The organism is Streptomyces sp. NPDC007896 (assembly GCF_042959425.1).
Classification (GTDB): Bacteria; Actinomycetota; Actinomycetes; order Streptomycetales; family Streptomycetaceae; genus Streptomyces.
This window is the reverse complement of sequence record NZ_JBIBKX010000006.1, coordinates 207,048-229,320: the sequence shown is the minus strand read 5'-3', so window position 1 is coordinate 229,320 and position 22,273 is coordinate 207,048. Positions and strand designations below refer to the sequence as shown.

The 22,273-nt window shown below is 71.4% G+C and carries 21 protein-coding genes; 17 read left to right on the top strand and 4 right to left on the bottom strand.

The window, feature by feature from the left end:
* Window positions 1-7: 7 nt before the first annotated feature.
* From ACFZDJ_RS21215 to ACFZDJ_RS21205, 3 genes are all read left to right on the top strand, one after another.
* Window positions 8-979 (top strand): aldo/keto reductase, encoded by a 972-nt coding sequence (locus ACFZDJ_RS21215; RefSeq protein WP_391060743.1) that lies wholly within the window; start codon window positions 8-10, stop codon window positions 977-979.
* A 107-nt stretch (window positions 980-1,086) separates the two neighbouring features.
* A complete protein-coding gene (locus tag ACFZDJ_RS21210; protein WP_180362588.1) occupies window positions 1,087-1,632 on the top strand; it encodes a TetR/AcrR family transcriptional regulator in 546 nt (181 codons plus the stop codon).
* A 2-nt stretch (window positions 1,633-1,634) separates the two neighbouring features.
* Window positions 1,635-3,197 (top strand): MFS transporter, encoded by a 1,563-nt coding sequence (locus tag ACFZDJ_RS21205; protein ID WP_391060740.1) that lies wholly within the window; start codon window positions 1,635-1,637, stop codon window positions 3,195-3,197.
* A gap of 85 nt (window positions 3,198-3,282) precedes the next feature.
* Here ACFZDJ_RS21205 and ACFZDJ_RS21200 read toward each other — a convergent pair whose 3' ends face one another.
* Window positions 3,283-3,954: a 1-acyl-sn-glycerol-3-phosphate acyltransferase gene (locus ACFZDJ_RS21200; RefSeq protein ID WP_054230621.1), complete on the bottom strand. Its 672-nt coding sequence runs from the start codon at window positions 3,952-3,954 to the stop codon at window positions 3,283-3,285.
* A gap of 276 nt (window positions 3,955-4,230) precedes the next feature.
* Between ACFZDJ_RS21200 and ACFZDJ_RS21195 the strand changes: the two genes are divergently transcribed.
* The 4 genes from ACFZDJ_RS21195 to ACFZDJ_RS21180 all read left to right on the top strand — a co-directional run bounded on the left by ACFZDJ_RS21195 (window position 4,231) and on the right by ACFZDJ_RS21180 (window position 7,027).
* Window positions 4,231-4,533 (top strand): hypothetical protein, encoded by a 303-nt coding sequence (locus tag ACFZDJ_RS21195; RefSeq protein ID WP_391060738.1) that lies wholly within the window; start codon window positions 4,231-4,233, stop codon window positions 4,531-4,533.
* Between the two features lie 152 nt (window positions 4,534-4,685).
* Window positions 4,686-5,897, top strand: a complete 1,212-nt coding sequence (locus ACFZDJ_RS21190; protein ID WP_391060736.1) for a glycerophosphodiester phosphodiesterase family protein — start codon at window positions 4,686-4,688, stop codon at window positions 5,895-5,897.
* Window positions 5,898-5,970: 73 nt separating this feature from the next.
* On the top strand, window positions 5,971-6,477 hold the full coding sequence (locus ACFZDJ_RS21185; RefSeq protein WP_390941997.1) for a sigma-70 family RNA polymerase sigma factor: 507 nt from the start codon (window positions 5,971-5,973) through the stop codon (window positions 6,475-6,477).
* Window positions 6,478-6,523: 46 nt separating this feature from the next.
* Window positions 6,524-7,027: a GNAT family N-acetyltransferase gene (locus ACFZDJ_RS21180; RefSeq protein WP_384906221.1), complete on the top strand. Its 504-nt coding sequence runs from the start codon at window positions 6,524-6,526 to the stop codon at window positions 7,025-7,027.
* A 52-nt stretch (window positions 7,028-7,079) separates the two neighbouring features.
* On the opposite strand, the gene ACFZDJ_RS21175 is transcribed toward ACFZDJ_RS21180, so the two are convergent.
* A complete protein-coding gene (locus ACFZDJ_RS21175; RefSeq protein ID WP_097288849.1) occupies window positions 7,080-7,454 on the bottom strand; it encodes a hypothetical protein in 375 nt (124 codons plus the stop codon).
* A 100-nt stretch (window positions 7,455-7,554) separates the two neighbouring features.
* Complete coding sequence (locus ACFZDJ_RS21170; RefSeq protein ID WP_391060734.1) at window positions 7,555-7,914, bottom strand: hypothetical protein; 360 nt, start codon at window positions 7,912-7,914, stop codon at window positions 7,555-7,557.
* 69 nt (window positions 7,915-7,983) lie between these two features.
* Between ACFZDJ_RS21170 and ACFZDJ_RS21165 the strand changes: the two genes are divergently transcribed.
* From ACFZDJ_RS21165 to ACFZDJ_RS21125, 9 genes are all read left to right on the top strand, one after another.
* Complete coding sequence (locus ACFZDJ_RS21165; protein ID WP_390941999.1) at window positions 7,984-8,631, top strand: HAD-IA family hydrolase; 648 nt, start codon at window positions 7,984-7,986, stop codon at window positions 8,629-8,631.
* 375 nt (window positions 8,632-9,006) lie between these two features.
* The gene (locus ACFZDJ_RS21160; RefSeq protein WP_389593530.1) at window positions 9,007-10,041 is read left to right on the top strand and encodes a methionine ABC transporter ATP-binding protein; all 1,035 of its coding nucleotides are present in this window, start codon (window positions 9,007-9,009) and stop codon (window positions 10,039-10,041) included.
* Complete coding sequence (locus ACFZDJ_RS21155; RefSeq protein ID WP_384906218.1) at window positions 10,038-10,775, top strand: methionine ABC transporter permease; 738 nt, start codon at window positions 10,038-10,040, stop codon at window positions 10,773-10,775. Before ACFZDJ_RS21160 ends, ACFZDJ_RS21155 begins: the two co-directional genes overlap by 4 nt.
* Window positions 10,776-10,875: 100 nt before the next feature.
* Window positions 10,876-11,706 carry a MetQ/NlpA family ABC transporter substrate-binding protein gene (locus tag ACFZDJ_RS21150; protein ID WP_075027598.1) on the top strand — a complete coding sequence of 277 codons (831 nt, stop codon included), beginning with the start codon at window positions 10,876-10,878 and terminating at the stop codon, window positions 11,704-11,706.
* Window positions 11,707-11,870: 164 nt separating this feature from the next.
* Entirely contained in the window at window positions 11,871-12,509 is a 639-nt protein-coding gene (locus ACFZDJ_RS21145) for a GNAT family N-acetyltransferase (RefSeq protein ID WP_168507361.1), read from the top strand.
* Between the two features lie 175 nt (window positions 12,510-12,684).
* On the top strand, window positions 12,685-13,896 hold the full coding sequence (gene cbiE / locus ACFZDJ_RS21140; protein ID WP_101406203.1) for a precorrin-6y C5,15-methyltransferase (decarboxylating) subunit CbiE: 1,212 nt from the start codon (window positions 12,685-12,687) through the stop codon (window positions 13,894-13,896).
* Between the two features lie 345 nt (window positions 13,897-14,241).
* Complete coding sequence (gene cobT, locus ACFZDJ_RS21135) at window positions 14,242-18,033, top strand: nicotinate-nucleotide--dimethylbenzimidazole phosphoribosyltransferase (protein ID WP_391060732.1); 3,792 nt, start codon at window positions 14,242-14,244, stop codon at window positions 18,031-18,033.
* A 202-nt stretch (window positions 18,034-18,235) separates the two neighbouring features.
* Entirely contained in the window at window positions 18,236-19,480 is a 1,245-nt protein-coding gene (gene cobA, locus ACFZDJ_RS21130) for a uroporphyrinogen-III C-methyltransferase (RefSeq protein ID WP_384906215.1), read from the top strand.
* 64 nt (window positions 19,481-19,544) lie between these two features.
* Window positions 19,545-20,363 (top strand): RNA methyltransferase, encoded by an 819-nt coding sequence (locus ACFZDJ_RS21125; protein WP_101406206.1) that lies wholly within the window; start codon window positions 19,545-19,547, stop codon window positions 20,361-20,363.
* A 12-nt stretch (window positions 20,364-20,375) separates the two neighbouring features.
* On the opposite strand, the gene ACFZDJ_RS21120 is transcribed toward ACFZDJ_RS21125, so the two are convergent.
* Window positions 20,376-21,698 (bottom strand): protein kinase, encoded by a 1,323-nt coding sequence (locus ACFZDJ_RS21120; protein WP_391060730.1) that lies wholly within the window; start codon window positions 21,696-21,698, stop codon window positions 20,376-20,378.
* 196 nt (window positions 21,699-21,894) lie between these two features.
* On the opposite strand from ACFZDJ_RS21120, the gene ACFZDJ_RS21115 reads away from it, so the two are divergent.
* Window positions 21,895-22,170, top strand: a complete 276-nt coding sequence (locus ACFZDJ_RS21115; protein WP_060902353.1) for a hypothetical protein — start codon at window positions 21,895-21,897, stop codon at window positions 22,168-22,170.
* Window positions 22,171-22,273: the final 103 nt, after the last annotated feature.

The window sequence follows — 22,273 nt, the reverse complement described above, 5'->3', positions numbered from 1 at the left end:
GCCCGCGATGCCCATCGCCCGTCTCGCGACCGCCACGACGCCCACCTGCCACATCGGCCTGGGCCTCGCCGCCGTGGGCCGCCCGGGTTACATCAACCTCGGCCGAGACCACGACCTCGGAGAGAATCGCAGCGTCGAAGCGCTGCGCGCCCGCACCCACGAACTCCTCGACGCCGCCTACGCCCAGGGCGTGCGCTACTTCGACGCGGCCCGTTCCTACGGCCGCTCGGAGGAGTTCCTCGCCGACTGGCTGAAGAGCCGGCCGGACGTCGACGACGTGGTCATCGGCAGCAAGTGGGGCTACACGTACACCGCGGACTGGACCACCGACGCCGAGAAGCACGAGGTCAAGGACCACACCCTCGCCACGTACGAGCGACAGCGCGCCGAGACCGCCGCGCTGCTCGGTGACCGGCTCGACCTCTACCAGATCCACTCGGTGACCCCGGACAGCCCGGCCCTCACCGACAAGGAACTCCACGCGAAACTCGCCGAGGCGGCCGCCCAGGGCCTTTCGATCGGCTTCTCCACGAGCGGGCCCGCCCAGGCCGACGCCATCCGCGCCGCGCTCGCCGTGACGGTCGACGGCGAGCCCCTCTTCCGTACCGTCCAGTCCACGTACAACGTCCTGGAGACCTCGGCGGCTCCCGCCCTCGCCGAGGCGCACGACGCCGGACTCACGGTGATCGTCAAGGAGGGCATGGCCAACGGCCGCCTGGCCGCCGAGCACGCGCCGGACGCGGTGCGGGCGATCGCGCAGGAGACGGGCCTCGGCGCCGACGCCGTCGCCCTCGCGCTGATCCTGCGGCAGCCCTGGGCCGGAGTCGTCCTCTCCGGCGCGGCCACCACCGCCCAGCTCGCGTCGAATCTGCACGCGGCGGTCATCGACCTGGACGAGGACCAGCTGACCCGCCTCGCGACGCTCGCGGAGGACCCGTCCATGTACTGGGAGCGGCGCGGGCAGCTGCCCTGGCACTGAGCACGGCAAAAGACTCAAGCACCGCAAAAGCTGGCAGAATGTGACGCGCGTGAGACTCGCATGCCCCTCATGAGACAAAGATGTCTCACATGGGGTACAGTTGTCTCATGGCCGTCGACCGTGACCACGTGCTGCGCAGCGCAGCCGCCCTGCTCACCCGCAAATCCACCGCCACCATGGACGAGGTCGCCAGGGCGGCCGGGATCAGCCGGGCCACGCTGCACCGCCAGTTCGCCGGACGGGACGCGCTCGTCCGGGCGCTGGAGGCACTCGGCATCGAGGAGTGCGAGGCGGCCTTGGAGGCCGCCCGCCTCGACGAGGGCACCGCTCAGGAGGCCCTGCGCCGCCTGGTGAAAGAGCTCGAACGAGTGGCCGGGCTGCTCGCGTTCCTCTACACCGAGAACCAGCTGTTCGAGGGCGAGGGGCAGAACGAGGGCTGGGCCCGGCTGGATGCCCGGATGGCAGCCCTGTTCCGGCGCGGCCAGGAGGGCGGCGAGTTCCGCATCGACCTCAGCCCCGCCTGGCTCACCGAGGCGCTCTACGGGCTCATGGCCTCGGGCGCGTGGGCCGTGACCGAGGGCCGCGTCGCCGCCAAGGACTTCCACTACATGATCGTCGAGCTGCTGCTCGGCGGCGCACTACGGAGAGAGTGATCATGACCAGCACCCTGCAGCCTGGGGGTGCCCCCTGCTCGAGCGAAGCCGAGAGCTTGGGGGAGTACAAGGTGGAGGTGGAGAAGCGTCCGGGCCGTTGGCTCGCGCTCTGCGTCCTCGTCCTCGCCGTGCTGTTGGTGGCCGTCGACGCGACCGTGCTCGGTCTCGCGACCCCTTACATCAGCGAGGACCTGAAGCCCTCCGGCACGCAGCTTCTGTGGATCGGTGACGTCTACTCGTTCGTCATCGCCGGTCTGCTCGTCTCCATGGGCAGCCTCGGCGACCGCATCGGCCGCAAGAAGCTGCTGCTGATGGGCGCCACGGTGTTCGGCGCGATATCGGTGCTCAACGCGTACGCGACGACCCCGGAGATGATGATCCTGGCGCGGGCGCTGCTCGGAGTCGCGGGCGCGACCCTGATGCCCGCCACGCTCGCCCTCATCCGCAACCTCTTCCACGACCCGCGCGAGCGCAGCCTCGCCATCGGCATCTGGGGCGCCACGGCCTCCGCCGGTACGGCGGTCGGGCCCGTCGTCGGCGGCTTCCTGCTCGAACACTTCTGGTGGGGTTCGGTCTTCCTCATCAACGTGCCCGTGATGCTGGTCCTCGTCCCCGTCGGCATCAAGCTGCTGCCCGAGTCCCGCAACCCGAACCCCGGCCCCTGGGACCTGGCCAGTGTCGTGCTCTCCCTCGTCGGCATGATCGGCATCGTGTACGCGGTGAAGGAGGCCGCCACGCACGGGTTCACCTGGGAGCCGATGGCCGTCGGCGTGCTCGGTGCCGGAGCCCTCTACGGCTTCGTGCGCCGTCAACTCGCGATGCCCGTACCGCTGCTGGACATGCGGCTGTTCCGCAACCGAGGCTTCTCGGCGGCGGTGCTCGCCGATCTGCTGACCGTCTTCGGTCTGTCCGGACTGGTCTTCTTCCTGTCCCAGTACCTGCAACTCGTCCAGGGCAGGCCGCCGTTCCAGGCGGGGCTCGCCGAACTGCCCGCGGCCATCGGCGCGGTGGGAGCGGGTCTGATCGCGGGCTCGGTCGCGCGCCGCTACTCGGTCCGTGCCGTGGTCTCCGGTGGTCTCGCCGCCGTGGGCCTCGCGCTCGGCGTGCTCACCCTGTTGAACCAGTCCACCGGGTACTCGGTGCTCGGCTCGGCGCTCCTGATCGTGGGCGTCGGCGCGGGCTTCTCGTTCACCGTCACCGCCGACGTGATCCTCTCCAGCGTGCCCAAGGAGCAGGCCGGCGCCGCGTCCGCGGTCTCCGAGACGGCGTACGAGCTCGGCGCAGCCCTCGGTATCGCCCTGCTCGGCTCCATCGTCACCGGCGTCTACGCGGGCTTCACCGGCCCCGCGGGCACCCCGGCCGGGGCCCACGAGTCCCTGGGCGGCGCGGTGGAGGCGGCGGCAACCCTGCCGACCCACGCCTCGGAGGCCCTGCTGAGCGCGGCCCGTACATCCTTCGTGGACGGCCTGGCACTGGCGTCCGGCATCGGAGCGGCGGTACTGCTCGCCACGGCGGCGGCGGCGTGGTTCCTACTGAAAGGCCAGAAACTGGAAAACGGGGCTTAGGGGAGCGCCCCTCCAGGGGCGCGGGGAACTGCGCGACCAGCCACACTCCACCCGCACCCGAGATACGGCCGAACCGCCGGAGGCGCTACGCAGCTTTGGCCTTCGTGGCGTACATGTCCACGTACTCCTGCCCCGACAACCGCATGACCTCGGTCATCACGGAGTCGGTCACGGCCCGCAGCACATACCGGTCACGGTCCATACCTTCGTACCGCGAGAACTCCATCGCCTCACCGAAGCGGACCGTGACGCGGCCCGGCCGCGGCATCCCCGCACCGCCGGGCTGCAGCTTGTCCGTGCCGATCATCGCGAAGGGGACGACCGGGGCGCCGGTCATCAGGGTGAGGCGGGCGATACCGGTGCGGCCGCGGTAGAGCCGGCCGTCGGGGGAGCGGGTGCCCTCCGGGTAGATGCCGAAGACCTTGCCCTCCTCCAGAATGCGACGGCCCGTCATCAGCGCCGCGACACCACCGTTGGCGCCGTCCCGGTCCACCGGGATCATGCCGACGCCGGTGAAGAACCAGGCCATGAGGCGGCCCTTGAACCCTTTGCCGGTGACGTACTCGTCCTTGCCGATGAACAGCACCTGCCGGTCGCAGACCAGCGGCAGGATCATCGAGTCGATGAACGTGAGGTGGTTGCCGGCCAGGATGACCGGACCGTCGCCCGGGATGTGCTCCACGCCTTCCACCCGTGGGCGGAACATCAGGCGCATGATCGGTCCGAGCACTGCCTTGATGAGCGCGAAGCGGGACAACGGGCCCTCCGGTGTCAAGGGATCGGTATGAAGTATGTGCAGGTGAGGACGATACTCGCGGCCCCCCGGTGATTGCACATCGGGTTCACCGACTGGATACGGACTGTTGACCAATGTTTACCTGAGGTGGCGGGCTGTTGCGCGTTCGTCACACGGACGGAAGCATGTGACGTATCTCGCGGCGGCTTCGGCCGCCACGCCGAACGGGTCGCACAGTTTGTCCGGGTCGCGCGTCCTGCCCGGGTCGAACGGATCGAACGGGGGATCGTGGGATACATGGTCGTGGCGCTCGCCGCCCTGGTCCTGGTCGTCGGAAGTGCCGCAGTCGTCCTGGGCGTCGGAAGTGCCGCAGTCGTCCTGATCCGCAGGGACCGCCGCCGCGTCTATGACAGCCCCGACTCGGCGCGGATCGAGGCGCAGGCGCCCAGGGGCCTGCGCGACGCCCGCCGCCGCGCCCACGCGGCCCAGCACGTCGGCGACTCCGGGGCCGTCAGCGCCGTCCGGGACCGGGACCCCGGAATCGGGAACCTCCGACCGCGTACCCGGACCGCGTACCCACCCCCGTCACCCCGAAACTGACGGGCCGCCAGCCCTTGTGTTCCCTACGACTGTTCCGTACGTCATCCAGCGGAACCCACGTGTTCCGCCACAGGTCTCCCTCCCGTCACGGAAGGGAACCTACGATCGACGCGCTTTGACAGGTACGGGGCGGTACGGCGGGAGGAGCGCTCATGGGGACGCAGGGGACGCACGGGACACAGGGCATACCGGAGTCGCGGGAGCCGAACGGGCAGGACCGGGGCACGGCGCGACGCGCGCTGCTCGGGGCCGCGGTGCTCGGCGCGGGCGGAGCGGTCCTCGGGCTGCCGGGCGCGGCGAGAGCGGACGAGCGGCACGCGAGCGGCGGGCACGGCGGCGGCTACAAGGGCCTGCCGAAGCCGACCGTCATCGGGCACCGGGGCGCCAGCGGCTACCGGCCCGAGCACACCTTCGGCTCGTACCAGCTGGCCCTCGACATGGGCGCCGACGTCGTCGAGGCCGGTGACCTGGTGCCCACCAAGGACGGCCACCTCGTCTGCCGGCACGAGCCGGAGATCGGCGGCACCACCGACGTGTCGGCGCACCCCGAGTTCGCCGACCGCAAGACCACCAAGACCCTCGACGGCATCCCCGTCACGGGCTGGTTCACCGAGGACTTCACCCTCGCCGAGCTGAAGACCCTGCGGGCCGTCGAGCGCATCCCCGCCAACCGCCCGCACAACACGCTCTACAACGGCCGCTGGGAGATCCCCACCTTCGAAGAGGTGCTCCACTGGCAGGACGAGCAGACCCGCAAGCGCGGCAAGCAGGTCTGGATCTACCCCGAGACCAAACACCCCACCTACTTCCGGGCGCTGGGCCTCGGCCTGGAGGAGCGCCTCGCCAAGGTGCTCCGCAAGCACGGCAAGGACAAGAAGAACTCGCCGGTCATCATCCAGTCCTTCGAGCCGACAGGCATCCAGCGCCTGGACAAGCTGGTCGACAACCCGCTCGTCGTACTGCTCTCCGCCGCGAACACCCGCCCCTGGGACTTCGTCACGACGGGTGACCCGCGTACCGTCGCCGACCTCGTCAAGCCCGAGGGCCTGAAGTGGATCGCCTCGTACGCGCAGGGCATCGGCCCCACGCTCGACCTGGTCATCCCCAAGGACGCGAACGGCGCCCTCACCACGCCGACCACGCTGGTCGCCGACGCGCACCGTGCGGGTCTGATCCTGCACCCGTACACCATGCGCAACGAGAACACCTTCCTGCCCGCGAACTTCCGGCAGGGCACCGACCCGAACGCCTACGGCGACGCCTTCGGCGCCTTCAAGACCTACTTCGCCACGGGCATCGACGGTGTCTTCTCGGACAACGCGGACACCGCGCTCCTCGCCCGCGAGGACTTCGTCAACGGATGATCCACTCACCCCGATGGGGTGACAGAGGCCCGCCCCGGCAACCCCGTGCCGGGGCGGCGGCGTCCCGCCGCATATGACCCACGAGATGGTTTCCACCCTGCGTCCGCTGCTCGCCGCCGAGGCCTCGGCGGAAGGCCTTGCGTCCGGGACCGAACCGAGCGACCTCGAACAGGCCGTCTGGCTGCGCCTCCTGGAGCGCCTCGACTCGGACGGGCCGCCCGTCGACCCGCAGGGCTGGTTGCGCCGCGCCGTGCGCTCCGAGGTCCGCCGCACCCGCCGTACGGCCCGGTACGAACGGCCGTACGTCTCCGAGCCCGTCGACGAGAGCGGGCCGGACCCCGAACAGCAGGTGATGACCGCAGACAGCCGGCGCGCCCTGCACGACGCGGTCCGCCGGCTGCCGGGCCGCTGCCCCAGCCTGATGGCGGCCCTGCTCTCCCCGAAGGACCTCACCTATCGGGAGATCGCAGGCGAGTTGGGTATCTCACAGGGCAGCCTGGGTCCGGAACGTTCCAGATGTCTGGGATGTCTACGTCGCTTGCTCTCTCCGGTGGTTGCGGCCCGCGAACGACGGGGATAGGAGTGGGGGACGACCGGTGGAACAGGTGAGCGGGAGGCATGCACACATGGGCATGAGCGTGACCATCTCGGCGGCGACCGAGCAGGACGCAGAGCAGATCCTCAAGCTGCAGTACCTCTGCTACCAGAGCGAGGCCGAGCTGTACGGGGACTACGGCATCGAGCCGCTCACGCAGCCGCTCGACTCCCTCAGGGCAGAGCTGGCGGGCGGTACGGTCCTGGTGGCCAGGCTGGGCGAAGAGGTGGTGGCCTCGGTCCGCGGAGCCGTGGACCCGGACGGCACGGCCCGCATCAACAAGCTCATCGTCCACCCGCGCATGCAGCGCCACGGTCTGGGCGGGCGGCTGCTCGCCGCGATCGAGGCCAAGCTCGCAACGGACGGCGCGGCCAAGTCCTTCCAGCTCTTCACCGGCCACCGCAGCGACCGCAACCTGCGGATGTACCGCAAGCACGGCTACGCGCAGGTCTCCACGGAGCGCGTCGACGAGCGGCTCACCCTGGTGACCCTGCAGAAGGGCGCCCACGCGGGCGCGTTCGTGGCCAGCGCCTGACCGGCGTCCGTGCTCAGGTCCCGTGCTCGGGGCCCGAGTTCCGGGCCCCGAGCTACGCCGACCGGTCGGCCGTGCGCGCCTTGCGCAGCCAGTACATGGCCGACAGCGGCAGCAGCACCGGGATGAACAGATAGCCGATCCCGTAGTCCGACCACACGGTGGCGTCGGGGAAGGCGGACGGCTCGACCAGCGTCCAGGTCCCGACGGTCAGCACGCCCACGAGCTCGGCGGCGCAGCACACCAGCGCCGCCCTGCGGGCCGTTTCACCGCCGCGCACGAGTGAGTACGTGATGAAGCCGTAGACGAGGCCCGCGACCGCCGACAGCGAGTAGGCGAGCGGGGCCTTGTCGAACTCCGTCGAGATCTGGACGGCGGAGCGCGACACGGCGCCGACGACCATCACGCCGTACAGCCAGAGCAGCAGCATGCCTGGGCCGCTGATCAGACGGGTGCGCTTCTTCTCCGGGTTCTCCCGGCTCCCCTGATTCTCCTGAGGCGCGGTCCCGTTCTCCTCCGTGGCCGTCATCTCAGCCTCCCCAGATGTCATAGAGCCGCACCTCCAGTACGGCGAGGACGACACCGCCGGCCGCCACCGTGATCGATCCCCAGCGGGTGCGCTCCGCCAGCGACATGAAGCCCGCGGCCGGAACGCACGCGAAGGCACCGAGCAGATACGCCACGAAGATGGTCGTGCCCTGGTCGGGCTTCTCGCCGCGCGCCAGCTGGACGATTCCGACCACCAGCTGGATCAGGGCAAGCAGCGTCACCACGGCCATGCCGATGAAGTGCCAGTCCTTGGTGGGCTGATCACGGTAGGCGGCCCAGCCGCACCAGGCGGAGAGCGCGAGCGCGGCGACGGCGGTCGCGACCGTCAGGGCATCAAGCATGCCGTGACCCTATTACGGGCCAAAAGGCCCGATGCCCTCGCCCCCGGGCTGCCCCGTAGGGTCGAGAGCATGAAGATCCACGCTGACGCCCTGCTGTTCGACAACGACGGGACGCTCGTCTCATCCCTCGAGTCGGTGAACCGGTGCTGGACACGATGGGCGCGCGAGTACGGGATCACCGCGGAGGACTTCGCCCGGATCGAACTGCACGGCCGCCCCGCCGTCGAGATAGCCGCCGACCTGCTGCCCGCCGACCTCGTCCCCGAGGCGCTCGCGCGCATCGAACTGCTGGAGGTCGAGGACGTCCCCGGCGGGGTCGTCCTGCTCCCTGGCACCGCCGCGTTCCTCGACCCGCTGCCGGCCGACCGCTGGGCCGTCGTCACCTCCGCCACCCGGCGACTGGCCGAGGCCCGGCTCTTCGAGGTCGGTATCCGGCCCAAGACGCTGATCTCCGCCGACGACGTCACCCGCGGCAAGCCCGACCCCGAGCCCTACCTCCTCGCCGCCCGTGAACTGGGCGTCGACCCGGCCCGCTGCGTCGTCTTCGAGGACGCCCCGGCGGGCCTGCAGGCAGGCCGCGCCGCCGGGATGACCACCGTGGCGTTGGCCACAACCCACGAGGCGTCCGAGCTGGACGCGGACCTCGTGGTGAAGGACCTCTCGGCCCTGTCCGCACTGGTCACCGCCGGGGGAGTGGAGATCTCCACCCGCGGCTGAGAGGTGTCCACCGCTGTCCGTAATACGGACAGCGGTTCCGGGTCCCGCCTGTACGTCTGCTTTACTTGATCCCATGACCACGACGAGCAGCCGCATCCTTGCGACCGAGGCGACCATGACGCCCGGTGCTCGTTGTATGTGTCGAATGTGCGCCTTCTAGAGGGCCCCTGCACCACCGCTCCGTCTCGCGCCCCGAAGCGAGACCGCCGCGCCCTGTCCGTACCCCGTACGTGAGCGGCGCCGCCCCGCGCGCATGTTCTCCCCCGGATTCATCCGGTTCCATCGCCACCGCGAGAACCGTGTCGCGTTCCCGACCGAATGCACCCGTGCCGGCGCACACCCGCGCCCCGCACTCGACAGTGACGGAAACCCCCAGTGATCACGACAACGGGCCTCACCAAGGTCTACCGCTCGCGCGGCCGTGAAGTGACCGCCCTCGACGGCGTCGATCTGCATGTCCGCGAAGGCGAGGTGTACGGCGTCATCGGCCAGTCCGGCGCCGGCAAGTCCTCCCTCATCCGCTGCGTCAACCTCCTGGAGCGTCCCACCGCCGGCACGGTCACCGTCGCCGGACAGGACCTCACCGCGCTCGTCGGCCGCGGCCCGCGCGCGGGCAAGGAACTCCGCCAGGCCCGCAGCCGTATCGGCATGGTCTTCCAGCACTTCAACCTGCTGTCCTCGCGCACCGTGCAGGACAACGTCGAGCTGCCGCTCGAAATCCTTGGCCTGTCGGGGAAGGAACGATCCTCCAAGGCGCTCGGGCTGCTCGACCTGGTCGGTCTCTCCGACAAGGCCAAGGCCTACCCGGCCCAGCTCTCCGGCGGCCAGAAGCAGCGCGTCGGCATCGCCCGCGCCCTGGCCGGCGACCCCAAGGTGCTGCTCTCCGACGAGGCCACCAGTGCCCTCGACCCCGAGACCACCCGCTCCATCCTCCAGTTGCTGCGCGACCTGAACCGGCAGCTGGGCCTGACCGTCCTGCTCATCACCCACGAGATGGACGTCGTCAAGACGATCTGCGACTCGGCCGCGCTCATGGAGAAGGGCCGCATCGTCGAGTCCGGCACCGTCAGCGAACTGCTCGCGACCCCCGGCTCCGAACTCGCCGAGGCGCTCTTCCCGGTGAGCGGTGAGCCGTCCGGCGACGACCGCACCGTCATCGACGTCACCTTCCACGGCGAGGCCGCCACCCAGCCCGTCATCTCGCAGCTCTCGCGCACGTACAACATCGACATCTCGATCCTCGGCGCCGCGATGGACACCGTCGCGGGCAAGCAGGTCGGCCGGATGCGCATCGAACTGCCCGGCCGCTACGAGGAGAACGTCGTGCCGATCGGGTTCCTGCGCGAGCAGGGCCTGCAGATCGACATCCAGGGCCAGCAGCCCGTACTGGTGAAGGACGGTGCCAAGTGACCTGGTCGGAGATGCAGCCCCTGCTGTCCCAGGCGTGTTGGGACACGCTCTACATGGTCGGCTGGTCCACGCTGATCGCGATCGTCGGCGGTCTGCCGCTCGGTGTTCTGCTCGTCCTGACCGACCGCGGCGGACTCCTGCAGAACGTCGTCGTGAACAAGGTCATCGGGCAGGTCGTGAACATCGCCCGCTCGCTGCCGTTCATCATCCTGATGGTCGCGCTGATGAACTTCACGCGCACGATCACGGGAACGACCATCGGACGCGAGGCGGCGATCGTGCCGCTCGCCGTCGGCGCGATCCCCTTCTTCGCGCGCCTGGTCGAGACGGCGGTCCGCGAAGTGGACGGCGGTCTCGTCGAGGCCGTGCAGTCGATGGGCGGCAACACCTGGACCGTCGTGCGCAAGGTGCTCGTACCGGAGTCGCTGCCGTCGCTGATCTCCTCCGCGACCACCACGATCGTCGCCCTCATCGGCTACTCCGCGATGGCCGGCACGGTCGGCGCCGGCGGGCTCGGCGACATCGCCATCCGCTACGGCTACCAGCGCTTCGAGACCGGACTGATGTGGATCACCGTGGCGATCCTCGCGGTCGTCATCTCGCTCATCCAGTTCGCCGGCGACTACGCGGCCCGCACCCTGCACCGGCGCGGCGGCCACTCCGGCGCCGCCCCCAAGCTGCGGTTGCTGAAGGCCAAGGAGCCCGCCACCGCGGAGGTCGGCGAGGTCGCCTGAGACCGCCCGAACACCCCCTCCGGTTCTCTCCCCCCACCCGCAGATTTCCCCGTAACCACCCACCACGGGGTCGCTCCACCCTTAAGGAAAGGCACTTTTCGTGCGTAACACCGCCAAGATCACCACCGCAGTCCTCGCCGCCGGAGCCCTCACCCTCGGCCTCTCCGCCTGCGGCTCGGACAAGAGCAGCAGCGCCTCCGACACCAGCGGTCCGCTGGTCGTGGCCGCGAGCCCCACCCCGCACGCCGAGATCCTCGACTACATCAAGGACAACCTGGCGAAGAAGGCCGGCCTCGACCTGCAGGTCAAGGAGTTCACGGACTACGTCACGCCGAACACGGCGACCGAGGACGGGTCCGTCGGCGCCAACTACTTCCAGAACCAGCCGTACCTCGACGACTTCAACAAGAAGAACGGCACCCACATCGTGCCCGTCGTCACGGTCCACCTGGAACCGCTCGGTCTCTACTCCCACAAGATCAAGAAGACCGACGAGCTCAAGAGCGGTGCGACGGTCGCCGTCCCGAACGACACCGTCAACGAGGCAAGGGCGCTCAAGCTGCTCGCCTCCAAGGGGCTCATCACGCTCAAGGACGGCGCGGGCAACAGCGCGACCACCCAGGACATCGCGAAGAACCCGAAGAACCTCAAGTTCAAGGAGCTGGAGGCGGCTCAGACCCCGCGCTCCCTGGACGACGTCGACGCCGCGGTGATCAACGGCAACTACGCCATCTCCTCCGGCCTCAAGCCGGCCAAGGACGCGCTCTTCCTGGAGTCCGCGACGAACAACCCCTACGGCAACTTCCTCGCCGTCAAGAAGGGCAACGAGAGCGACCCGCGGGTGAAGAAGCTCGCCAAGCTCCTCACCTCGCCCGAGGTCAAGAAGTTCATCGAGGACAAGTACGCCGGTTCGGTCATCCCGTCGTTCTAGTTTCGGTCATCCCGTCGTTCTGGCCGGGTCACCGTACGGGGTCCACTCCATCACTCGGAGTGGACCCCGTGGTGCAGTTCGGTGGCCTCATGCTGCATGCTGGGCAGTTCAGCGGGCCCGAAGGATCCGAGGGCCCGACGTCCCCGACGGTTACGGAGCGGCGCATGACCAGCACCTTCCCCGACATCTCCATCAGCACGGAGCGGTTGGTCCTGCGTGCGCTCGACGAGGACGACATCCCCTCCCTGGCCGCGATGATGAACGACGAGCAGGTCGGGGCCTGGACCGACGTGCCCCAGCCCTATACCGAGGACAGGGCCCGCATCTGGATCAACGAGTACGCGCCCACCGAACGCGCGGCGGGCCGGGGACTCGACCTCGCCGTCACCGAGTTCCTCACCCAGCGCCTGGTCGGCATCGTGCAGCTCGCCAAGACCGACTGGCATGTGCGCTCCACCGAACTGTCGTACGTCATCGCCCCCTGGGCCCGTGGCGAGGGCTACGCCTCCGAGGCGGCGCTCGCCACCGCCCGATGGCTCTTCCGCGACCAGAAGTTCGAGCGCATCGAACTGCGCACGGCGGCCGACAACACCGCCTCCCAGCAGGTCGCCCAGAAGATCGGCTGCATCAGCGAGGGCGTCCTGCGCAACGCCTGTATAGCGCACACCCGCACCGAGGACGGGCGCTGGGTGGACGTGCGCACCGACTTCATCGTCTGGAGCCTCCTCCCGGAGGACCTCGACGGAGTAGGCGACCAGCTCGCCGACACGGGTGGTTTCACGTCGTTCTCCGACTGGAACTGAACCGGCGGGATTCCCCGCGCCGAATCCGGGGGACGTCCCGCACGGCGTTCCGAAGAACCGCTCCCACCCGGCAGATATCTGTGCGCCCGCACCCAGCGACGCCAGGTACCCTCACGGAGCCCGCCCGCGGGCTGCCCACCGACGACCTGCGAAAACCTTCTGGAGACTGACGACGATGGCCGACCGGGTCACGGTGATCGGCTGGGACGGCTCGCCCTTGACCGCCGCGGCGCGCTCCGCCCTCGGCGCGGCCACTTTGGTGGCCGGAGCGGCGCACCACCTGGCGCTCCCCGAGGTACCCCGGGCCGCCGAACGCATCCGCCTCGGCAGCGTCTCCCTCGCCGCCCGCCGCATCGCGGGCCACCGCGGCAGCGCCGTCGTCCTCGCCGACGGCGACCCCGGCTTCTTCGGAGTCGTACGCACCCTGCGCGCCCCCGAGTTCGGCCTGGAGGTCGAAGTCGTGCCCGCCGTCTCCTCGGTGGCCGCCGCCTTCGCCCGCGCCGGCATGCCCTGGGACGACGCACAGGTGGTCGTGGCGCACCGCCGCACCCTGCGCCGCGCGGTGAACGTCTGCCGCGCCCACACCAAGGTCGCCGTCCTCACCTCGCCCGGCGCCGGCCCCGCCGAACTCGGCCTGCTCCTCGAAGGAGTCCACCGCACCTTCGTCATCTGCGAGGAACTCGGCACCGCGAGCGAGCGGGTCACCATCCTCACCTCCGACAAGGCCGCCGACCACACCTGGCGCGACCCCAACGTCGTCATCGTCATCGGCGGCTTCGTGGCCGCGGCCGAGGACGGCGGCTGGATCGCCGGACGCGACCCGGGCACCGGACCGCGCGGCTGGGCGCTGCCCGCCCAGGCGTACGGCGGCGCACTGGGCGAAGGCGAAACGGATCTGCTGCGCGCCGCCCAACTCGCCCGGCTGGGCCCGCGGGTCGGAGACCTCGTGTGGGACATCGGCTCCGGCAGCGGCGCCTTCGCCACCGAGGCGGCGCGCACCGGCGCGGCGGTCATCGCCGTCGACCGCAACCCCGGCTCCTGCGCCCGCACCGAGGACTCCGCCCGCCGCTACGGCGTCCAGATGCAGATCGTGCACGGCACCGCGCCGCACGTCCTGGAGAACCTCCCCGAACCCGATGTCGTACGCGTCGGCGGCGGGGGAGTGCAGGTCGTCTCGGCCGTCGCCGACCGCCGTCCGCAGCGCATCGTGACGCACGCGGCGACCCGGGACGCGGCCGAACTCGTGGGCCGCGATCTGACCGAGCACGGATATCAGGTCGAATGCGCCCTCATCCAGTCCGTCGAACTCGACACAAGGGCCTGGACGGAGACCGAGCGGAGCGTCGCGTTCCTGCTCACAGGCCGTCTGCCCGATCGCAACCCGTGATCCTGTTGTCGTACTGCGCGCGGTAGGCTGGCCGATCGTTGTACCGCTCCCGGGTGATCGGCCTTTCGTGGGCCAATGTCCGGAAAACGCGCCCGTTTTGAGGCGAGTGTGGTACGGCAGAACCACAGGACGCGCAACGTGGCGCAGTCCACAGCGGGCCGTCGCGGATCAAGCTGTCGCGAGGGTCGGACGACCGGGACAATGCCAGTTAATGGCTTTGTCGTCTTTGTTGGCCGGTCGTTCGTGCCGCTGGGCGCGCACGCTCGTTCTTCACTGCGGGGCGGTCGGTGCGCCGTTCCGGGCGAGCAGGACTTGGAAGCACTAACCGATGGGCGAGGGGTACGCATGACCGACACCGGCCAGGTCCCGGGCGAGGGACTGCCGGAGAACGCAGGCATGGTGGAGCAGCCGGGCGTCCCCGCCCAGGGCGTGTACACCTTCCTCGACCCCTCCGAGAACCCCGCCGAGGACGACGACCTGCTTCTCATGCCAGGCGCACAGGGAGCGTGGGGCAACGAGGTGGCCCCACCGCCCCCGCAGCCCCTCGTCCAGGAACAGCCACTCGTCCATGAGCCGGGTCCGCACGAGACGGCCGGCCGGGACAGCGGTTCACTCGACCTCAGTGGCGTCCGCGTACCCGGCCCCGCGGCCGCCCCGCAGCCGACGGCACCGCGCCGCCCGCTGCACCTCGGCCCGCCGACTCCGGACGGCTCCGCGAGCCCGGTGCGCTCGCTCGCCGACCGCGGCCCCGCCGCCGCGCCCGTGGCCACCCCGGTGAACCCCGTGGCTCCCCCGACTCCGGTACGGCACGCGGGTCCCCCGACGGCCGGTCCCGAGTACCTCGACGTACCGCAGCTCTCCGAGATCCCGCCGCAGGGCGCGGTGCCGTGGGGCGCGCCGCCGGTGGGTCCCGAGGGGACGACCGCAGAAACGGTCGTCCCGTCGGCCGTCCAGGGCCCGGAGGCCGGAGTGGTCGCCGAGGCGGTGACGGTGCCGGAAGCGGCGCCGGTCGCGGAGGTTCCGCAGGCCGTCGAGGCCGCGGAATTCACCCCGGTTCCCCAGCTCGCGGAGGCGGTCGAGGCGGTCGGGGCTCAGGGACTCGCGCAGGTGCCCCAGATCCCGGAGACCGCCCAGGCGCCCGAGGTGTCGGAGGGCCGCTTCGTCCAGCAGGCCGTGGAGGTCGCGCCGAGCCCCGAGGCCGAGCCGAGCCTCGATGCCGAGCCGAGCCCCGAGGCCGAGCCGAGCTTCGAGGCGGCGCCGGGCCCTGAGGCCACGCCCGCGCCGGACGGCTTCCCGGCCCCCGAGGCCCCGGAGGCGACTCCCGCTTCGACGCCCTTCCCGGTCGCCCAGGACCTCCCGCACGCGGCGCCGTCCGTGGACGACACCGCCGGGCACCTTGCCGGCACCCCGGCACAGGCTTCCGAGGCGGGCGAGCCCTTGGCGGCCGAGCAGGCGCTTCAGCCCGCGCAGGACCCGCAGTCGACGCCAGCGGCCGAGCCGGGGGGGATCGAACAGGCCCCCCAACTCGCGGACCAGGCCGCCCACCTCGCCGAGCCCGCCGGCCAGGCGGTGGACCAGGCGCCCCAGTTCCCGGTCCAGGACGCCCAGTTCCCGGAATCCGGTGTTCATATCCCGGAACCCGTGGTCCAGTTGGCGGACAGCGGCGTGGAGGCCGCGCAGCCCGAGTTCGCCCCGGAGCCCCTCGTGGTGTCCGCCGCCCAGGCAGCCGCCGAGGCGCAGGCGCAGGCGCAGGTGGCGCGCGCCGCGGACGACTCGTACGGACAGGCGGTCCCCGGCGTCGAGGCCTTCCCGGTCCAGGCCGCGCAGTTCGCGGCCCCCGCCGAGGCCCACGCCGCGTTCGCCGAGGCCGGTGCAGGTGTACCGGTCGGTGTCGCCGCCCACGCACAGGCGCCGCACGCGGCCACGAACCAGTCGCACGGCGAGCACCACCCAGGCGACACGGCCGGCGCACCCGGATTCCAGGGCGTCCCCCTGGACTCCGCCGCGGACCAGCCCCTCGGCCAGTTCGTGCCCGTCGAGGGCACGGTGCCGACGACCCCGCACCTCGCCCCGACCCCGCCGCACGCCATGACCGTGCCGCCGCTGCCCACGGAGGAGCGGCCCCCGGCCGAAGAGCCCCCGGCCCTGGTGGAGGCCGTGGCGGCGGAGAGCCAGGAGGCTCACCCCGCCCCTCTCGCCGAGGCGGAGCCCGCCATCGAGGCGGAGCCCCTCGCCCCGGTTCCCGCGCCCCGCGAGGCCGAAGCCGAGACACCCCCCGTACCGGAGCCGTTCGAGGCGGACCCGGAGCCCGTAGTAGTCGCACAGCAAGCGGACGACCTGGACACCCAGGTCGCCGACCAGGAAGAGAGCCCGGCCGCAGTGGAAGACGTACGAGAGTCCACCGGCCCGGCGGCCCCCGGCTACGACGACGCCGAGCGCGAGGCCGTGCTGCGCGTGATGCGCGAGCGCCGCGACATCCGCAACGGCTTCCGCAGCGACCCGATCCCGCACGACGTGCTGCTGCGGGTCCTGGAGGCCGCGCACACCGCGCCGTCCGTCGGCCACTCCCAGCCCTGGGACTTCGTCGTCATCCGCTCCGCCGAGACCCGGCGCACGATGCACGAACTGGCCGCCCGTCAGCGCGAGGCGTACGCCAAGTCGCTGCCCAAGGGGCGCGCGAAGCAGTTCAAGGAACTGAAGATCGAGGCCATCCTCGACACGCCGGTGAACATCGTCGTCACCGCCGACCCGACCCGCGGCGGCCGTCACACCCTGGGCCGTCACACCCAGCCCCAGATGGCCCCGTACTCCTCCGCGCTCGCGGTCCAGAACCTGTGGCTCGCGGCCCGCGCCGAGGGTCTCGGCGTCGGCTGGGTCAGCTTCTTCGACGAGCGCGAGATGGTCCGCGCCCTCGGCCTGCCCGAGCACCTGGACGTGGTGGCGTACCTCTGCGTCGGCTACGTCGACGAGTTCCCCGAGGAGCCCGAGCTGATGCAGGCCGGCTGGTCCAAGCGCCGCCCGCTGTCCTGGGTCGTGCACGAGGAGACGTACGGCCGTCGCGCGCTGCCCGGTGAGGAGCCGCACGACCTGCTCGCCGAGACGGTCTCCAACATCCGCCCGCTGGACGCCAAGGCGCTCGGCGAGGCGTGGGAGCGCCAGAAGCGGATGACCAAGCCCGCGGGCGCGCTCGGCATGCTGGAGATCATCTCCGCGCAGCTGTCCGGCCTGTCCCGGATGTGCCCGCCGCCGATCCCGGAGCCCGCCGCCGTCGCGATCTTCGCGGGCGACCACGGCGTGCACGCCCAGGGCGTCACCCCCTGGCCGCAGGAGGTCACCGGCCAGATGGTGGCCAACTTCCTGGGCGGCGGCGCGGTCTGCAACGCCTTCGCCAACCAGGTGGGCGCCGAGGTCTGCGTCATCGACGTGGGCGTCGCCTCCGACCTCCCCGCGACCCCGGGTCTCCTCCCGCGCAAGGTCCGCGCGGGCACCGCCGACATGACGACCGGTCCCGCGATGACCCGCGAAGAGGTCACGGCCGCCATCGAGGTGGGCATCGAGACGGCCCGCGACCTCGTGGCGGCCGGCAACAAGGCCCTGCTGACCGGCGAGATGGGCATCGCCAACACCACGGCGTCGGCGGCCCTGATCTCCGTCTTCACGGACGCCGACCCGTCCGAGGTGACGGGCCGCGGCACCGGCATCAACGACGAGACCCTCGCCCGCAAGACCGAGGTCGTGCGCCGCGCCATCGAACTCCACCAGCCGGACCCGGCCGACCCCATCGGCGTCCTCGCCGCGATCGGCGGCCTCGAACACGCCGCCATGGTCGGCCTGCTCCTCGGCGGCGCCTCCCTGCGTACGCCGGTGATCCTGGACGGCGTCAGCGCCGGCGCCGCCGCCCTCGTGGCCCGTGCCATCGCCCCCGAGGTCCTCGCGGCCTGCATCGCGGGCCACCGCAGCGCCGAGCCCGGTCACGTCGCCGCCCTGAACAAGCTGGGCCTGCGCCCCCTGATCGACCTGGACCTGCGCCTCGGCGAGGGCACGGGCGCCCTGCTGGCCCTGCCGGTGGTCCAGAGCGCGGCGAGGGCGATGCACGAGGTGGCGACGTTCGACTCCGCAGGGGTCACCGAGAAGTAGACCGACGACGCGCCCGCTTGCGCGGGGGCCCGGGGGGCCCAGCCCCTCACGCGGCGGAGCCGCACAGTGTCACTGCCGGGACGGGGCGGGCTTGGGGAAGGAGCCCCTCCCGCCCCCGCCGTATCGTGGACCCGCACTCAAAACAGCACGTCAAGGCCGCTCCAGCCGAGCGCAGCGGCCCCGTACGAGGAGCCGCACCTCCATGGCCGAAAACCCCGCCTACCCCGTAGGCCTCCGCCTCACCGGCCGCCGCGTAGTCGTCCTCGGCGGTGGCCAGGTCGCCCAGCGCCGCCTCCCGGCGCTCATCGCGGCAGGCGCGGACATCCACCTCGTGTCGCCCGAGGCCACCCCCTCCGTCGAGGCGATGGCGGACGCCGGCGAGATCACCTGGACGAGGCGCCCGTACGAGGACGGCGACCTCGCCGACGCCTGGTACGCCCTGATCGCGACCAGCGACCGGCAGGCGAACACGGACGCCTCCGCCGAGGCGGAGCGCCACCGCGTCTGGTGCGTCCGCTCCGACGACGCCGACGCGGCGACCGCCTGGACCCCGGCCACCGGCCACAGCGAGGGCGTCACGGTCGCCGTCCTCACCACGAACGCCAAGGGCCGCGACCCCCGCCACACCGCGGCGATCCGCGACGCGGTGGTCGAGGGTCTGCGCGACGGCACCCTGGTGGCCCCCCACCACCGCACCCGCACCCCGGGTGTCGCCCTGGTCGGCGGCGGCCCCGGCGACCCCGACCTGATCACGGTCCGCGGCCGCCGACTGCTCGCCGAGGCCGACGTGGTCATCGCCGACCGTCTGGGCCCGCGCGACCTGCTCGCCGAACTCCCGCCGCACGTCGAGGTGATCGACGCGGCGAAGATCCCCTACGGCCGGTACATGGCCCAGGAGGCCATCAACAACGCGCTCATCGAGCACGCGAAGCAGGGCAAGTCGGTCGTCCGGCTCAAGGGCGGCGACCCGTTCGTCTTCGGCCGCGGCATGGAGGAGGCCCAGGCGCTCGCCGAGGCGGGCATCGTCTGCACGGTCGTCCCCGGCATCTCCAGTTCGATCTCGGTGCCGGGTGCGGCCGGTATCCCGGTCACCCACCGGGGTGTCGCACATGAGTTCACCGTGGTCAGCGGCCATGTCGCCCCTGACGACGAGCGATCCCTCGTCGACTGGCCGGCCCTCGCCCGACTGCGCGGCACGCTCGTCGTCCTCATGGGCGTCGACAAGATCGGCAGGATCGCCGAGACCCTGATCGCGCACGGCAAGCCGGCCGACACCCCCCTCGCCCTGGTCCAGGAGGGCACGACCGCCGCCCAGCGCCGCGTCGACGCGACCCTGGCCACGGTCGCCGAGGCCGTACGCACCGAGGACGTGAAGCCCCCGGCGGTGATCGTCATCGGCGAGGTCGTGAACGTGGGTGTGCACAGCCCGCTGAACGCTTCCGAGTAACCACCGGTAACCCAACCCGTGCCCAGCCGTTGGCACCGCACCCAGGACAAGGCAGTATCACCCTGTGGCCGATCTCATCACCGTTGAGAACCCCGACGACCCGCGTCTGCGTGACTACACGGGCCTGACCGACGTGGAGCTGCGCCGCAAGCGCGAACCCGTCGAGGGCCTGTTCATCGCCGAGGGCGAGAAGGTCATCAGACGCGCCAAGGACGCCGGGTACGAGATGCGCTCGATGCTCCTGTCCGCCAAGTGGGTCGACGTCATGCGCGATGTCATCGACGAGCTCCCGGCCCCGGTGTACGCGGTCAGCCCGGAGCTCGCCGAACAGGTGACGGGCTACCACGTGCACCGGGGCGCGCTGGCGTCCATGCAGCGCAAGCCGCTGCCGACGGCCGAGGAACTCCTGCGCTCCGCGCGCCGGGTGGTCGTCATGGAGGCGGTCAACGACCACACCAACATCGGCGCGATCTTCCGCTCCGCCGCGGCCCTCGGCATGGACGCGGTCCTGCTCTCCCCGGACTGCGCGGACCCGCTCTACCGCCGCTCCGTGAAGGTCTCGATGGGCGCGGTCTTCTCGGTCCCCTACGCCCGTCTCGAGACCTGGCCCAAGGGCCTGGAGACGGTCCGCGACGCCGGCTTCAACCTGCTCGCCCTCACCCCGGACGAGAAGGCGAGGTCGCTGGACGAGGCGGCCCCGCACCGGATGGACCGGGTCGCGCTGATGCTGGGCGCGGAGGGCGACGGCCTGTCCACGAAGGCCCTGATGGCGGCGGACGAATGGGTCCGCATCCCGATGGCCCACGGCGTCGACTCGCTCAACGTCGGCGCGGCGGCCGCGGTCGCCTTCTACGCGGTGGCGACGGGCCGCCCACAGCCGTAGGGCCTGTCGGCCTCAGCCGTCCTCGCTGATCCGGCTGCGGTACTGCTCGGCCATCAGATCGCCGGGAGGCCGCGCGTACGACGACTGCTCCTGTCGTACGTCCTTCCGTGTGCCCCCGTCGTCCAGCCCGCGTGCCGGCCCCTGGCAGCCCTGCGCCGCCGCGATGCCCAGCGCGACGAGCAGCGTCACCACGACGAACACGAAGAGCCGCTGACGCAGCAGTCGCGGATTGGCCGGCCGCCGCCCGGTCCCCGACGTCCGGGGTGCGGGACGCCCGGCGCCGCTGCGGGGTGCGGGCCTGCTGCCGGAGCGTCCGGTACTCCGGGCGGGCGCGGGTCGCGCACCCGACTGCGAGGGCCGTGAGCCCCCGTTGGTGCCGCCCGTGCGCGGCGGCGGTGTGCCCTGCGGGCGGCGCTGGGTGGGCTGCTCGGCGTACTGCTCGGCGAGACGCCCTGTCGGCCGGTCGGGATCATTGCGCTGCGCGGGCGGGCGGACGTCCGCCATGCCCTGCGCCTCGCGGGCCGCGATCTCCTTGAGCCGCAGGGAGAGTTGGAGCGTGCTGGGACGCTCCTCGGGGTCCTTGGCCAGACAAGCGCGGACGAGCGGAGCCAGCGCGTCCGGAACACCCTGCAGCTGCGGCTCCTCGTGCACCACCCGGTACAGCATCACTTCGGAACTGCCGTGTCCGAAGGGCGAGTCGTTGGTCGCCGCGTACGCCAGCGTGGCGCCGAGCGCGAACACGTCGGTGGCTGGGGTGACGGCGGCGCCGCGCACCTGCTCGGGCGCGAGGAACCCGGGCGAGCCGACCGCCGTACCGACGTGCGTCAGGGTGCTCGCCCCCGTCGCCCAGGCGATGCCGAAGTCGATGATCCGCGGCCCCTTCGGGGACAGCAGGATGTTGGACGGCTTGAGGTCCCGGTGCACGACACCGGCCTCGTGCACGGCGACGAGCCCCTCGGAGAGCGCGGCCCCGACGGCGGCCACGTCGGCGGCCGACATCGGGCCCTCCTCGGCGACCTTGTCGTGCAGCGAGGGCCCCGGCACGTACTGCGTGGCGAACCACGGCCGGTCCGCCTCGAGATCGGCGGCCACGAGCCGCGCCGTGCAGCCGCCCCTGATCCGCCGGGCCGCCGAGACCTCGCGGGCGAACCGTGACCGGAACTCCTGATCCTCCGCCAGATCCGGTCGGATCACCTTCAACGCGACGCGCTGGCCACGGCGGTCGGAGCCCAGGTAGACCACGCCCATCCCACCCGCGCCGAGCCGTCTGTGAAGCCTGAACGAGCCGACGACACGCGGGTCCTCGCGCCTCAGGCGCATCATCGCCATGTCCATCCCCGCTGCCCGGTCCGTTTGACGAGCCACAGCTTACGTTTCCGCGGCCGGGTGCGCGCAGAGGCCGCGCCCTCACGGTCCGATCGATTGTCAGTGCCGGGTGGGAAACTTGAAAGACGGTCAGGGAATGCGCGAACAGGACTGCCTTGGGCCGCCTGTGATCCCAACCGTCCGTCGCAGAAGGGGGATTGAACCTGTGAAGGGTGATCGCGTGGAGATAGTCGTGGACGCCGGGGACACGACGCGTACGTACGAGGTGGTGGCGAGCAGGGCGGGTCGCAGAGTGGAGACCGCGGTGCGCCGGGGGGTGGTGGAAGTGAGCGAAGTCACCCGAAGCGGATCAGTGGTGCGCACCGCCCGCTTCATGGCGACGCGGGTGCTGGCGCTGGTCGAGCAGCCGGTGCCGAGGGAGGACAGCTCGGAACAGTCGGGGCACACCGGACGCCCCCTCCGGGAAGACCCTGAGACCTAGGTCCTCATCTCCACCCAGGGGAGTACACCGCAGGTCATCGCTCATCCTCCGGGAGGCCCGGCAATCGGTACGAGGGCATGACGACCGATCGCCGCCGCGGCCA

Excerpts from the sequence above, each read along its gene's own strand:
- ACFZDJ_RS21215 (WP_391060743.1), top strand. The coding sequence starts at position 8 with ATGCCCATCGCCCGTCTCGCGACCGCCACGACGCCCACCTGCCACATC.
- ACFZDJ_RS21210 (WP_180362588.1), top strand. The coding sequence starts at position 1,087 with ATGGCCGTCGACCGTGACCACGTGCTGCGCAGCGCAGCCGCCCTGCTC.
- ACFZDJ_RS21205 (WP_391060740.1), top strand. The coding sequence starts at position 1,635 with ATGACCAGCACCCTGCAGCCTGGGGGTGCCCCCTGCTCGAGCGAAGCC.
- ACFZDJ_RS21195 (WP_391060738.1), top strand. The coding sequence starts at position 4,231 with ATGGTCGTGGCGCTCGCCGCCCTGGTCCTGGTCGTCGGAAGTGCCGCA.
- ACFZDJ_RS21190 (WP_391060736.1), top strand. The coding sequence starts at position 4,686 with ATGGGGACGCAGGGGACGCACGGGACACAGGGCATACCGGAGTCGCGG.
- ACFZDJ_RS21185 (WP_390941997.1), top strand. The coding sequence starts at position 5,971 with ATGACCCACGAGATGGTTTCCACCCTGCGTCCGCTGCTCGCCGCCGAG.
- ACFZDJ_RS21180 (WP_384906221.1), top strand. The coding sequence starts at position 6,524 with ATGGGCATGAGCGTGACCATCTCGGCGGCGACCGAGCAGGACGCAGAG.
- ACFZDJ_RS21175 (WP_097288849.1), bottom strand. The coding sequence starts at position 7,454 with ATGCTGCTGCTCTGGCTGTACGGCGTGATGGTCGTCGGCGCCGTGTCG.
- ACFZDJ_RS21170 (WP_391060734.1), bottom strand. The coding sequence starts at position 7,914 with ATGCTTGATGCCCTGACGGTCGCGACCGCCGTCGCCGCGCTCGCGCTC.
- ACFZDJ_RS21165 (WP_390941999.1), top strand. The coding sequence starts at position 7,984 with ATGAAGATCCACGCTGACGCCCTGCTGTTCGACAACGACGGGACGCTC.
- ACFZDJ_RS21145 (WP_168507361.1), top strand. The coding sequence starts at position 11,871 with ATGACCAGCACCTTCCCCGACATCTCCATCAGCACGGAGCGGTTGGTC.
- cbiE (WP_101406203.1), top strand. The coding sequence starts at position 12,685 with ATGGCCGACCGGGTCACGGTGATCGGCTGGGACGGCTCGCCCTTGACC.
- cobT (WP_391060732.1), top strand. The coding sequence starts at position 14,242 with ATGACCGACACCGGCCAGGTCCCGGGCGAGGGACTGCCGGAGAACGCA.
- cobA (WP_384906215.1), top strand. The coding sequence starts at position 18,236 with ATGGCCGAAAACCCCGCCTACCCCGTAGGCCTCCGCCTCACCGGCCGC.
- ACFZDJ_RS21120 (WP_391060730.1), bottom strand. The coding sequence starts at position 21,698 with ATGGACATGGCGATGATGCGCCTGAGGCGCGAGGACCCGCGTGTCGTC.